This window comes from Streptomyces sp. E11-3 (assembly GCF_046540415.1).
Classification (GTDB): Bacteria; Actinomycetota; Actinomycetes; order Streptomycetales; family Streptomycetaceae; genus Streptomyces.
Map to the genome: position 1 here is coordinate 1,849,174 of NZ_JAZGRL010000001.1, position 13,129 is coordinate 1,862,302.

A 13,129-nucleotide genomic window follows, 5' to 3' on the forward strand; every position below is an offset into this window, starting at 1 on the left:
TCTGTGCGCTGGGCTCTACTGGTCCTCGCCCTACTGATCCTCGGCCTTGGCCGCGGTGTCGATCGCGGCCAGCGAGCGGCGGACCTGGTTGCGGTCCGTGGTGTACCAGAAGTCGGGCAGTGACGCCTTCAGATAGCTGCCGTAGCGGGCCGTGGCCAACCTGGGGTCCAGCACGGCGACCACACCGCGATCGCCGGACGCCCGTACGAGACGACCCGCGCCCTGCGCCATCAGCAGGGCGGCATGGGTCGCCGCCACGGCCATGAAGCCGTTGCCCCCGGCCTCCTCCACCGCCTTCTGACGCGCGCTCATCAGCGGGTCGTCAGGGCGGGGGAACGGGATCTTGTCCATCACCACCAGCTGGCAGCTCGCGCCCGGCACATCCACCCCCTGCCACAGCGAGAGCGTGCCGAACAGGCAGGTCTTCGGATCGGCGGCGAAGGCCTTGATCAACTCGCCGAGTGTCTCCTCGCCCTGGAGCAGGATCGGGAACTCGGGGATGCGGGAACGCAGCTCCTCAGCGGCGGACTGGGCCGCCCGCATGGACGAGAACAGGCCCAGGGTGCGGCCGCCGCTCGCCTCGATCAGCTCGGTGAGCTCATCCAGCATGTCGCTGCGGGTGCCCTCACGCGAGGGCCTGGCCAGGTGCTTGGCCACATAGAGAATGCCCTGCTTGCCGTAGTCGAAGGGCGAGCCGACATCGATGCCCTTCCAGACCGGCAGGGCCTCCGCCTCGGAGCCCTCCGTACCCGCGGTGCCTTCGGGGGCCAGTCCGAGCGAGGCCCCCACACCGTTGAAGTCCCCGCCGAGCTTCAGGGTGGCCGAGGTCAGGACGACGGAGCGGTCCGCGAAGAGTTTCTCGCGCAGCAGGCCCGAGACGGACATGGGCGCCACTCGCAGTGAGGCACCGAAACGGTCATGGCGCTCGTACCAGACGACGTCCCACTCGGAGCCGTTACTGATCCGCTCGGCCACGTCGTGGATGGTCTCGACGGAGGCCAGGGCCTGCTTACGCACGGCGTCCTCGTCCTGGACCGACTTGTCCCGAGTCGAACCCAGAGCCGAGATCACCGTGCGAGCGGCGTCCCGCAGGGCCATCAGGGCATAGCCGAGGTCCTCCGGGATCTCCTCCAGACGGCCGGGGAGGGCCAGCTCCATCAGCCGTTCAAAGGTCTCGGCTGCCGTCTGGAGCTGGTCGGCGGCCTTCTCGTTGACCAGCTTCGCGGCGCGCCGCACGGCGCGGTTGACCTGGCCCGGGGTGAGCTCGCCCGTGGCGACTCCGGTGACCCGGGAGACCAGCTCATGGGCCTCGTCCACGATCAGCACTTCGTGCTGGGGCAGGACCGGGGCGCCCTCGATGGCGTCGATGGCAAGCAGCGCGTGGTTGGTGACGATGACCTCGGCGAGCTTGGCGCGCTCACGGGCCTGCTCGGCGAAGCACTCCGCACCGTACGCGCACTTCGTCGCGCCCAGACACTCCCGCGAGGAGACGGTGACCTGCGACCAGGCACGGTCGGAGACACCCGGGGTGAGGTCGTCGCGGTCGCCGGTCTCCGTCTCGTCCGCCCAGTCGCGCATCCGCAGCAGGTCCTGGCCCAGCTTGCTGGTGGGGGCCGCCGCCTCGAACTGGTCGAAGAGGCCCTCTTCCTCGTCCTGCGGCGCGCCCTCGTGGAGCCGGTGCAGGCACAGGTAGTTGGACCGGCCCTTGAGCATGGCGAACTCGGGGCGGCGGCGCAGCAGCGGGTGCAGCGCGTCCACCGTGCGCGGCAGGTCGCGCTCCACGAGCTGGCGCTGGAGTGCCAGCGTGGCGGTCGCCACCACGACCCGCTCCCCGTGGGCGAGCGCCGGGACCAGATAGCCGAGGGACTTTCCGGTGCCGGTGCCGGCCTGGACCAGCAGGTGGGAGCCGTCGTCGATGGCCTCGGCGACGGATTCGGCCATGGTCACCTGGCCAGGGCGCTCCGTACCGCCGACGGCGGCGACGGCGGCATGGAGGAGTTCGGGGAGTGAGGGCTTCGTCATAGCTCGTCCACCCTAAGGGGCGCCACTGACAATGCCGGGGTCCATCCCTTGATCACGGTGCGGACAGAGGGTTGGGAACGGTGCCGTGGACCGCTGCGTGCGGGCGCTCGGGGCGGTCGCGGTACCCGTCGAGGTGGAGCCGGTTGCGGTTCAGGCACAGGCGCTCGATCCGCGGGGTGAGCAGGTCGAAGAGCTCGAAGCGTTCTTTCAGCTCGGGGAAGCGCGCCTGGTGACGGAGGATCTCGGCCCGTACGAGCGCCCAGAAGTCGGCCTCTGGCACGCCCAGTTGCTCCTCGCACAGGGGCGCGAGGTAGCGGAAGACACCGACGCAGAGACCGGAGTGGATGAACTGGGTCAGGAAGGCGGCGGGCTCGGTGAGCAGGACGGCGCGTACGCCGTCCGGCATCGCGTCGTGCTCGGGCAGCGGCTGGGCGCTGATGTTCACGTCGTCGACGAAGTCCTTCATCGCCAGCCGTACGGGAACGTCCTGGTCGTCGAAGACCACGATGGCGTTCTCTCCGTGCGGGGAGAACACCGTTCCGTAGCGGTAGAGGAAGTGCAGCAGTCCCGGCAGCAGCGCGGCGAAGAGCCGACGCAGCCAGACCTCGGGGGCGAGGCCCGAGCGCGTGACCAGTTCCGCGGTGAACGCGCGGCCCCGGGCGTCGGTGTGCAGCAGGGACGCCAGCGTGCGGGCCCGCTCGCCGGGCGCCAGATAGCGGCTCAGGGGCTCGCGCCAGATCGTGCCCAGCAGTTCCTTGTACTGGTACGGGGCCTCGGGGAGCCGGTCGTAGACGGGGTGCTCGACGGTGACCGAGGCGACCTCGCCGAGCAACACGATGCGGCAGGTGTCGCGGAGGAACGGATCGGCGTCACGCAGCGAGTGCACCCAGGAAGTGACGGCGGGTGCGGCGAGGGTGCGCTCGGTCGGCAGTCCGCGCCAGACCAGGGTGTTGAGCACGGACAGCGGAAGCTTGACGGTGTGCCGGTCCGGGCGGGACAGGTTGAGGAACGTACGAATGGACTGCTGGGGCAGCCGCAGGTCACTGTCAGTGGCGAGTGGCACGATGTCGTCAGTGGCGATGGACGGGGCGAACAGCGGCAGCACGACCTCGTCCCACTGCCACGGGTGCACGGGGAGGTAGAGGTACGCGGCCGGGTCGAGACCCCGTGCGCGCAGGGAGGAGGTGAAGGACGCGCGGGTCGGCGCGTCGAGCTCGCGGTCGTAGAGCGCATCGGGCGTTTCGAGTCCGCTGACGCCGCGGTACGTCGCGAGCGTGCGGCGCACCGCGATCCACGGCAGCCTGGCGGGCCTGCGGGCCTCGGGTGCCCACTGGGCGGCGTCCTGGGCCGAGAATCCCAGGCGGCCCTTGTTGAGTACGAGCCAGGGGTGGCCGCACTGGTGCCCTTCGAGCTGCGCGTAGCCGAGGTCGGCGAGGTCGGCGGCGGTGTGCGCGGTGTGGTCGAGGCGGGTGTCGGCGGCGAGCGTGGCGCTCAGTTCGCGGATGAGGTGGCCGAGGGTCGCGCCGTCCAGGTTCAGGGTGCGGCGGGCCAGGACGAGGAAGCGGAACGGGTCGGCGAAGGGGGTCGCCGGGGTGTCCTGTGGTGTGCCCTGCGGGCTGTGTGCGGGATGCAGGGTGATGGACTCCGGGTCGACACGCCAGCTTCCGTACGCGCCGCGGCGGGCGCGGAAGGTCAGCTCGGCGGCGTCGTCGAGGCTGAGGACGTATCGGTCGTGGGCGTATCGGTCAGGGGCGTCGTGGTCGGGGGTGTATCGGTCAAGGGCGTCGCGGTCGGGGGCGTCGTGGTCGGGGGCGGCTCTCGATACCGGGACCGGTTGGATGATCTCTTCGTGGGCGAACTCGCCGAGCAGCTTGCCGAGTAGGCGGCGGGCGGCCTGGTCCCAGGCCGCCCGGTTCAGTTCCGGCGGGTCGTACAGCACGGGTGGGTCGTAGAGCGCGGGCGGTTCTCCCGTGTCGTGGGCGGCGGAGGGATTCTGCACGGGGACTCCGGGATCAGAGGGCGCGAAGCGTCCGTTCGACGGGTGGTGGCAAAGAGGGGCGGCAGGGGTGGGAACCCGGCCGGGGCGAGCGAGGGATCAGAAGAGCGGGTCAGAGCACCATGCGTAGGGCACGGTCGCGGATCATCAGGGCCGCGCGCTTGTCGGGGAGGTCCAGTTCGGCGGAGAGCCGGAAGCCGGCACTCAGGAAGGCTGCGACGGAAGGGGTGTTGCGCAGGTCGGGTTCGGCGATGACGCGGGCGCAGTGGGGGCGATGGTCGAGCACCAGGTCGGCGGCGGCCCGCAGCAGCGTGGTGCCGAGGCCTCGGCCGCGGTCCGCGACGCCGCCGATGAGGAGGTGGATTCCGGTGTCGTGTGGGCGGGCGGGGTAGTAGCGGGCCAGCGGGTCCAGGTCGGCGCGGTAGATCTCCCAGTAGCTCATCGGGGTGCCGTCGAGTACGCCGAGGCAGGGGACGCTTCGTCCGTCGCCGTCGCACTGGGCGCTCAGATGGGCGGCGGTGACGCTCTCGTCCCCGGCGAGTTCCCAGAAGGCGGCCACAGCTGGGTCGTTCATCCAGCGGGTGATGAGCGAGAGGTCGCGTTCGGGGCGTACGGGCAGGAGGTGGAAGGTACCCGCGGCGGTGGTGGCCGGGCCCCATTCGGCGATGTCGTCGAGCAGGTAGCCGCCTGGCAGGGTGCGGGGCGGCAGCCCTCCCGGCGGCTTCTCGTCACCAGGGGTCTCGTTCTCATGGCTCTCGTTCTCGTCGTCGGTGGTAGCGGCGAAGAGCGCGAGGAAGTCATCCGGCAGGCGCAGCTCGAGAGTGTCCTCGCTGTCGGTGCTCGCATCGGTGGGAGGCACGGCGACGCTCCTCTCCCAAGGTGGGGTGGGTCATGTGCGGGACGGGCGGGGTGAGTCGTGCAGGGGGTTGGTGATCGTGACGTAGACGGACTGGGTGTCGACCGGGCCGACCAGCTCGTCGAGACCGTGCAGCCGGGTCAGCAGGTTGGCCTTGCAGCGCAGCACAGGTGAGTCCAAGAGCAGCGCGGGCAGGGGCGAGTCAAGCCGGTCGGGTCCCGTGGCGGCGTCGCCGAGGAAGCGTCGGAAGGCGGCGAGCAGCAGTTGCTCGTCGGCGAGTCGCTGGGAGCCGAAGGCCCCGATGAGGCCGAGGACGTTGTTGATGCCGAGGTAGTAGGCGAAGCGTTCGTCGGTGACGTGGTCGGGGACGAAGGTGTCGCTGTGCTCCCCGATGCCGGGGAGGCGCCGGTCGAGTTCGGCGCGCCGGGAGTGGCGGAAGTAGTACCCCTGGTTGTCCCGGTAGCGGCCACCCGCGGGCCAGCCCTCGGGGTCGAGCAGGACGAGGGTGTTCTGCTGGTGGGCCTCCAGGGCGACCCCGGCCTCGCTGTCGAGCCAGAGCACAGGGCGTACGACCTGCTCGAGGTAGCGCATGAACCACTCGGCGGCCACGGCGCTCGCGGGACGGCCGGTGCGCGCGGCGAGCCGGGTGACGATCGCCGCGAGCCGGGAGCGCATCGGAGTGCGGTCGCCTTGGCCGCGGTCCCCCTCGCTGCTGTCGCCCGGCGTGTGTGGCGGCACGGGCCTGGGCGAGATCAGCCCGGCGACACAGCTGGCGTCGTCGCTGGGGGTGAACGGGTTGTGCCGGATCATCGCGTCGAGACCGGGCAGCGGGGTGCCGTCGGGCCCCAGGACGGCGAGCCAGGCCGGGTCGCGGATGATGTCGAACCGGGGGTGAGCGGCCTGCCACTGTTCGGCGAGGCCGCTGCGCAGCAGCCGGTGGACCTCGACGCCGCGGAGGAGTTCCTTGTGGAGGTTCTCCCGACGGGAGTTGGTGATGCGCAGTCCGAGCGAGAGTTTGAGCATGGCGGGCGCGCCGGAGCGGTAGAGGGTGCGTACCGACGAGGTGGGGTGCCAGGGTTCGCCGTGTGTGCCGAGGTCCTGGAGCAGTCCGGCGTCCAGGAGGGCGGCGATCTCCGATCGGTGGACCAGTTCGCGGACCTGCCAGGGGTGCAGCGGCAGCGCGACCCGACCGCCGGACAGATCGAGGCCGGGGCCGGCGAGGCGGTCGGTGAGCTGGTGCGCGGGTACGGTGCGGCCGCGTTCGGTCCAGGCCGAGTCGGTGGCGAGTACGGAGCGGTCGACGGCCATCCAGTGCAGCGGGAACGCGCCGCGCAACTCGGGCGAGTACCGGCGGGATTCGGCTTCGGAGAGCCCTTCGCGGCTCTTCGGTGTCGGGTGCAGCGGGTGGCCCAGGAGGAGGGACTGCTCGGCGGTCAGGAAGAGGTCGTCCCCGTGCTCGGGGCGACTTCTGCTGTCGACGAGGAACTCGGCGGTCCTGCGGACCGAGTCGGCGACCCGGCCGACCAGATCTCCGCCGTCTCCGAGGGCCACAGCGTCGCCGTTCGCGCCGCTGTTCTGCGCCGCTTCACGGCCCAGGAGCGAGGCGGTGGTGACCGCGTCGACGGGCGCCGCGCCACGCGGGCCGCTCTCCAGCACGGGCAGACCGAAGCGGTGCCAGCCGGTCGCCGACCAGTAGCGCACGGGGACGAGAAGGGCGGTACCGCTGGCCTTGAGCGGGATACGCAGGACGCCAGGACCGCGGGTGCCGCCTGGCGTGTCCGGAGCCGGGTAGTTGTTCTCGCGCACCCAGCACCGCAGCAGATTCTCGACGGCCGCGGCCTCCGCGGCGGTTCGCGGGTCCGGGTGTTCCAGCGGATCGGTGTACGCGGCCACCCGGTGAGCGGCTGCGAGGGGGTGCGCCGCGTCATGGCCACCGCCCGACTGCCTGGGTACCGTCTCCGGTTCCGCGACCAGCCGCGCGGGCGTCCCGTGCGGTGGGGTGTCGGGGCGGCCGTCGGGTGCGGGGTTGCGGTTCAAGAGCTGTTCCTTGTGCGGTGGTCGAGTACGTCGTCGATCTCGTTCGGTGTGGTGGTGGGCCGATCTCGTTCGGTGTGGTCGGGGGCCGATCTCGTTCGCTGTGGTGGTGAGCCAACTCCCGGGAGGCCCTGGGCTACCCGTGTTCGCCGCGGGCGGCGCAGGCCACCGCGTCGGCCAGGCGGTCGAGCACCGCCGCGGCCTGTTCGTCGGTGAGGGTGAGCGGCGGCAGCAGCCGGACGACGCTGGAGTGCCGCCCGCCGAGCTCGACGATCAGCCCGCGGCGCAGGCACTCGCGCTGCACGGCGGCCGCGAGCTCCGGTGCCGCGGGCGGCTGCCCGGGCACCGCCGGGTCCTGCCGCGCGGGGTCCCCCGAGGACGAGGGGTCAACCATCTCGATTCCGATCATCAGCCCCCGCCCGCGGACGTCCCCGATACACGGGTACTCGGCGGCAAGACCCCGCAGTTGTCCGAGCATCCGGGCCCCAATGACTCCGGCCCGTTCCGCTAGGCCGTTCTCGCGGACGTACGCGAGCGTCGCCGCGCCCGCCGCCATGGCGAGCTGGTTGCCGCGGAACGTACCGGCGTGCGCACCCGGTTCCCAGGCGTCCAGATCGTCCCGGTAGACCACCACGGCCAGCGGCAGACTGCCGCCGATCGCCTTGGACAGCACCAGCACATCGGGCACGATCCCGCTGTGCTCGACGGCCCAGAAGGCGCCCGTGCGTCCGACCCCGGTCTGTACCTCGTCGGCGATCAGCGGAATCGAGCGGTCCGCGGTCAGCTGTCGCATCCGCCGCAGCCAGCCGTCGGGCGCGGGGTTGACTCCGCCCTCGCCCTGGACCGGTTCCAGGATCATCCCGGCGGGCGCGGGCACCCCGGACTTGGGGTCGTCCAGCAGCGACTGGGTCCAGCGGGCGGCCAGTTCGGCGCCGCGCTCCCCGCCAACCCCGAACGGGCAGCGGTAGTCCTGCGGATAGGGCAGCCGGGTGACCCGTACGTCCTGCGCGCCGCCGGAGGCCTCAAGCGCGCCCGCCGTCATCCCGTGGTACGCGCCGGTGAAGGCGAGCAGTCCGCTGCGCCCCGTCGCCGTGCGGACGAGTTTCAGCGCCGCCTCGACCGCGTCCGTACCGGCCGGTCCGCAGAACTGCACCCGGGCCCGGTCCGCCAGTTCCCCCGGCAGCGTGGCGAACAGCTCCGTGATGAACGCGTCCTTGACCGGCGTCGCCAGGTCCAGAACGTGCAGCGGCGCCCCCGAGTCCAGGACCTTCCTGATCGCCTCCAGGACCACGGGGTGGTTGTGCCCGAGCGCCAGCGTCCCCGCTCCGGAGAGGCAGTCCAGATAGCGTCGCCCGTCGGCGCCCTCGATCGTCAGCCCCCGCGCGCGCACCGGCACGATCGGGAGCGCCCGCGCATAGGTGCGCGCGGCCGACTCACGCAGCGACTGGCGCCGCAGAATCCCCTCCCCGACCGCGCCGTCGGGTGGCACGGAGGGTGCGGTGGGCGGCCCCGCGGGCGCCTGCTCGGTCACGGACACGGCGGTGGGTCCTCCTGCTGTACGGGCTTGTCCTGGTGGTGCAGCTGCGTGTACTGGGCTGGTACGTCGGCGAGTTGGGCACTGCCGGTCCGTGGGGGGAGCAAGCTGAACGCGCACCGCGTGTCCCCCGTACGTACCAACGACGCGAGGGCCGGGGGATCACGGGCAAGGGGAAGATCCTTGCCGTGACAGGACTGTTGCCGACCCGTCGGCAGTCCCCCATAGGGCCGACATAGTGTGGGGTGCTCAACAGCCGCTGAAGTCCACCGATAGTCCAGGGGGAGATCTCACCATGCGACCCATTCGCCCACTCTTGACCGTTCGCCGAGGGAGGGGCGCGCGCCGCAGAACCTCCCCCGTTCCGGCCGTGGTCGCCGTCTGTGCCGCTCTGGCCCTGACGGCGACGGCCTGCGGCCCCGACGACAACGGCAGCGACAAGGCCGACGACCAGCCCTCCGCCACGGCCACCACCGGCTCGGACAGCGACAAGATCACGATTCCGGAGGACCTCAAGGACCGGCTCAAGGACCACGGGATCGATCTCGACAAGTGGCGGGACGGCGAGTGGAAGGACTGGAGCAAGGACAAGTGGCTCCGCGAGGCCGAGGACTACGTCAACCCGATCATCAAGGACCTGTGGGACCCGGACCGGATGCGGGACGCCGACAAGACCCCGGACAAGCCCGTCGACGACGACATCTCCGGTGACGAGGGCGTGACGGACCCGACGCCCGAACCCGTACAGGCGCAGGAGGTCGCGGCTCCGTACCACGACAACGCCCCGGCGGCGGGCAAGCTGTTCTTCGACACGCCCCAGGGCAAGGCGGTCTGCTCCGCCACGGTGGTCGCGGACCCGGCGAACCCCGGCAAGTCCAACATGGTGTGGACCGCGGGCCACTGCGTGCACGCCGGCAAGCAGGGCGGCTGGTTCCGGAACATCGTCTTCGTCCCGTCGTACAACAACGACGGCAAGTCGCTCGCCGAACTCCGGGACGGGGGCGCGACGAAGGAACAGGTCGCTCCGTACGGCTCCTGGTGGGCCGACTGGGCGCAGACCTCCGAGCAGTGGATCGAGCAGGGCGCCACGACCGGTGGCCTGGGCGCTCCGTACGACTTCGCCGTGATGCACGTCAAGCCCGAGAGCGGCGGCGGCAAGTCCCTTGAGGAGACGGTGGGCGCGTCGCTTCCGGTGGAGTTCAAGGCTCCCGCCGTGCCGAAGATCGACAGCATCACGGCGACCGGGTACCCGGCGGCCCCGCCCTTCGAGGGCCAGAAGGAGTTCTCCTGCACCGACAAGCCCGGTCGGCTGTCGCTGAAGAAGAACGACCCGACGATGTACCGCATCGGCTGCACCATGACCGGCGGTTCCTCCGGCGGCGGCTGGGTCGCCACCGGCCAGGACGGCAAGCCCGCGCTGGTCTCCAACACCTCCATCGGCCCGGTGACCGCCGGGTGGCTGGCGGGCCCGCGCCTCGGTGACGAGGCCAAGGGCATCTACGACGCGGTCAGCGACAAGTACGCCAAGTAGGGCCCAGCGGCGGCTGGTACGACACGCGTCACCTGCGAACACGACGCGTGTCGCCTACGAACACGACGCGTTTCGCCTGCGGATACGACCCGCGGGCGACGCGGATGCGACGGCGGGGCTCTCCACAAGATCGGCACAGCCCCGCCGTCGGCCGCCCGCAACTCGCCCGGCATAGTGGAGCCTCGCGTCTCCAAGCCGGGCACCAAAGCACACTTTCGAGTGACACGAGCATGACACGCCACGCACATGACACACAGCAACCTATCGGGGGTAACGCACCATGAGATCCATACGTCCAGCCCTGGCAGCGGTGTCGATCGCCGCTGCCCTGGCCCTGACCGCCACCGCCTGTGGCTCGAGCGACGACAAGGCCAGTGACAAGCCGGATGCCACCGCCAGCGAGGCGGGCGACACGGGCAACGGCGGCGACGGCGACAGCGGGGGCAAGGACGACAACGGCCTCGAGCTCCCCTCGGACGTCACCGACCGGCTCAAGGAGAAGGGCATCGACCTCGACAAGTGGAAGGACGGGGGGTGGAAGAACTGGGAGAAGGACAAGTGGCTGCGTGAGGCGAAGGACTTCGCCAACCCGGTCATCGACGGCCTGTGGGACCCCGAGCGCATGCACGACGCCAAGGACCCGGACAACACGGTCAGCGCGCAGAGCACCACCCAGGGCGCGACCGACCCGACCCCGACGCCCGTCAAGGCGCAGCCGGAGAAGACCCCGTACCACAAGAACTCCGCCGCGGTCGGCAAGATCTTCTTCGACTCCCCCAAGGGCTCGATGGTCTGCTCGGGCACCGTGGTGAAGGACCCGCGCAACCCGGGCAAGTCCAACCTCGTGTGGACCGCGGGCCACTGCATCCACGCCGGTGGCAACGGCGGCTGGTACCGCAACATCATGTTCGTCCCGTCCTACAACGACGAGGGCAAGTCCCCGGCCGCGCTGCGCAACGCCGCGCCCCGGCAGGTGGCTCCCTACGGCCAGTTCTGGGCGACCTGGGGCGTGACCTCCGGCTCCTGGATCAAGCAGGGCGGCACCAGCCAGGCGGCCTGGTCGCAGGACTACGCCGTGCTGAAGGTGCGGCCCGGCAAGAAGTCCCTTGAGGAGACCGTCGGCGCCGCGCTCCCGGTCGACTTCTCCGCCCCGTCGGCGCAGAGCGTGAGCGCGATGGGCGCCTGGGGCTACCCCGCGGCTCCGCCGCACAACGGCGCGCTGATGTACAAGTGCATCGACCGTCCGGGCCGCCTCACCATCGCCCCGGGCACGGCCACGATGTACCGCATCGGCTGCACGATGACCGGTGGCTCCTCCGGCGGCGGCTGGTTCCACAAGAAGTCGAACGGCCTGCTGGCGCTGGTGTCCAACACCTCGATCGGCCCGGCCGGCGGCAGTGGCTGGGTCGCCGGACCGCAGCTCGGCTCGGGTGCCAAGCAGGTCTTCGACGCGGCGAGCAAGAAGTAGGCACCAGGAAGTAGGCACACGGAAGGCCCGCCCCGACGACGAGATCGGGGCGGGCCTTCTTCGTACTACCGCGCAGGCAGGCGTTACCGCTTGGCGGGCACGAACGTCATCAGCTCCGCGGCGAGTTCCTCGTGCACCCGCGCCTTGAGCAGCGTGCCCTCCGCGGTGTGCTCCTCGGAGATCACCTCGCCCTCGGCGTGCGTACGCGAGACGAGCGCGCCCTGCGTGTACGGCACCAGGGCCTCGATCTCGACCTGGGGCCGCGGCAGTTCGACGTCGATGAGCGCGAGCAGCTCGTCGATGCCCTGCCCGGTGCGCGCGGACACCGCGATCGCGTGCTTCTCGACCCGCAGCAGCCGCTGCAGGACGAGCGGATCGGCCGCGTCCGCCTTGTTGATCACCACGATCTCGGGTACGTCCGTGGCGCCCACGTCGCGGATGACCTCACGTACGGCGGCCAGCTGCTCCTCCGGTACCGGGTGCGCGCCGTCCACCACGTGCAGGATGAGATCGGACTCGCCGACCTCCTCCATGGTGGAGCGGAACGCCTCGACCAGGTGGTGCGGCAGGTGGCGTACGAACCCGACGGTGTCGGCGAGCGTGTAAAGCCGCCCGCTGGGGGTCTCGGCCCGGCGCACGGTCGGGTCGAGGGTGGCGAACAGCGCGTTCTCCACCAGGACGCCCGCGCCCGTGAGGCGGTTGAGCAGCGAGGACTTTCCGGCGTTGGTGTAACCGGCGATGGCGACCGATGGCACCTTGTTGCGCCTGCGCTCCTGGCGCTTGATCTCGCGGCCGGTCTTCAGGTCCGCGATCTCCCGGCGCATCTTCGCCATCTTCTCGCGAATCCGCCGCCGGTCCGTCTCGATCTTGGTCTCACCGGGACCACGGGTGGCCATACCGCCGCCACCGCTGGACCCGCCGCCGCCCATCTGCCGGGACAGCGACTGACCCCAGCCGCGCAGCCGCGGCAGCATGTACTGCATCTGCGCGAGCGCGACCTGCGCCTTGCCCTCTCGGGACTTGGCGTGCTGGGCGAAGATGTCGAGGATCAGGGCGGTGCGGTCCACCACCTTGACCTTGACGACGTCCTCAAGGTGGATGAGCTGGCCCGGGGAGAGTTCACCGTCGCAGACGACGGTGTCGGCTCCGGTCTCGAGCACGATGTCACGCAGCTCCTGGGCCTTGCCGGATCCGATGTAGGTCGCCGGGTCGGGCTTGTCGCGGCGCTGGATGACACCGTCGAGTACCAGCGCGCCCGCGGTCTCGGCGAGTGCCGACAGCTCCGCGAGGGAGTTCTCGGCGTCGTCCACGGTGCCCGAGGTCCACACACCGACGAGCACCACACGCTCCAGGCGGAGCTGGCGGTACTCGACCTCGGTGACGTCTTCGAGCTCGGTGGAGAGTCCGGCCACACGGCGCAGCGCCGCGCGCTCGGAGCGGTCCAGCTGATCGCCGTCCCGGACTCCGTCGATCTCGTGGCTCCAGGCGACGTCCTCTTCCATCAGGGCATCGGCCCGAAGTCCTTCGGGGAGGTTCTGCGCGGGGTTCTGCGCGTCCTGCGCGTCCTGGGAAGGGGAAGAAGAGGAGGTCATTGGGTCCTTAGGTCCTTCGCGCCGATGACTTGTCGCACCGGCTGGGTTGTCAGTGGCGTCAACGTCCGGGGTGGCCCGGAGATTCCCCGGGTCAGG

General features: G+C 70.9%; 8 protein-coding genes. 2 read left to right on the plus strand and 6 right to left on the minus strand.

The genetic code is table 11. The annotated features are described in order from the left end of the window. Window positions 1–30: 30 nt before the first annotated feature. The 5 genes from U9R90_RS08300 to U9R90_RS08320 all read right to left on the minus strand — a co-directional run bounded on the left by U9R90_RS08300 (window position 31) and on the right by U9R90_RS08320 (window position 8,445). Window positions 31–2,022 carry an ATP-dependent DNA helicase gene (locus tag U9R90_RS08300; RefSeq protein WP_411055745.1) on the minus strand — a complete coding sequence of 664 codons (1,992 nt, stop codon included), beginning with the start codon at window positions 2,020–2,022 and terminating at the stop codon, window positions 31–33. 52 nt (window positions 2,023–2,074) lie between these two features. Next, a complete protein-coding gene (locus tag U9R90_RS08305; protein WP_411055746.1) occupies window positions 2,075–4,021 on the minus strand; it encodes an IucA/IucC family protein in 1,947 nt (648 codons plus the stop codon). Between the two features lie 109 nt (window positions 4,022–4,130). After that, window positions 4,131–4,877, minus strand: coding sequence for a GNAT family N-acetyltransferase (locus tag U9R90_RS08310; RefSeq protein ID WP_411055747.1), 747 nt, complete (start codon window positions 4,875–4,877; stop codon window positions 4,131–4,133). Between the two features lie 30 nt (window positions 4,878–4,907). Further along, complete coding sequence (locus U9R90_RS08315; protein ID WP_411055748.1) at window positions 4,908–6,911, minus strand: IucA/IucC family protein; 2,004 nt, start codon at window positions 6,909–6,911, stop codon at window positions 4,908–4,910. Window positions 6,912–7,044: 133 nt separating this feature from the next. Beyond that, window positions 7,045–8,445, minus strand: a complete 1,401-nt coding sequence (locus tag U9R90_RS08320) for a diaminobutyrate--2-oxoglutarate transaminase family protein (protein WP_411055749.1) — start codon at window positions 8,443–8,445, stop codon at window positions 7,045–7,047. A gap of 292 nt (window positions 8,446–8,737) precedes the next feature. Between U9R90_RS08320 and U9R90_RS08325 the strand changes: the two genes are divergently transcribed. Together U9R90_RS08325 and U9R90_RS08330 are read left to right on the plus strand one after the other, a co-directional pair. Then, window positions 8,738–9,973, plus strand: coding sequence for a trypsin-like serine peptidase (locus U9R90_RS08325; RefSeq protein ID WP_411055750.1), 1,236 nt, complete (start codon window positions 8,738–8,740; stop codon window positions 9,971–9,973). Window positions 9,974–10,253: 280 nt separating this feature from the next. Then, window positions 10,254–11,441 (plus strand): trypsin-like serine peptidase, encoded by a 1,188-nt coding sequence (locus tag U9R90_RS08330; protein WP_411055751.1) that lies wholly within the window; start codon window positions 10,254–10,256, stop codon window positions 11,439–11,441. Window positions 11,442–11,524: 83 nt separating this feature from the next. On the opposite strand, the gene hflX is transcribed toward U9R90_RS08330, so the two are convergent. After that, entirely contained in the window at window positions 11,525–13,033 is a 1,509-nt protein-coding gene (hflX, locus tag U9R90_RS08335) for a GTPase HflX (protein WP_411055752.1), read from the minus strand. Window positions 13,034–13,129: the final 96 nt, after the last annotated feature.

Bases quoted from the DNA above. Each gene is read 5' to 3' on its own strand.
- U9R90_RS08330 (WP_411055751.1), top strand. From the start codon at position 10,254: ATGAGATCCATACGTCCAGCCCTGGCAGCGGTGTCGATCGCCGCTGCC.
- U9R90_RS08325 (WP_411055750.1), top strand. From the start codon at position 8,738: ATGCGACCCATTCGCCCACTCTTGACCGTTCGCCGAGGGAGGGGCGCG.
- hflX (WP_411055752.1), bottom strand. From the start codon at position 13,033: ATGACCTCCTCTTCTTCCCCTTCCCAGGACGCGCAGGACGCGCAGAAC.
- U9R90_RS08300 (WP_411055745.1), bottom strand. From the start codon at position 2,022: ATGACGAAGCCCTCACTCCCCGAACTCCTCCATGCCGCCGTCGCCGCC.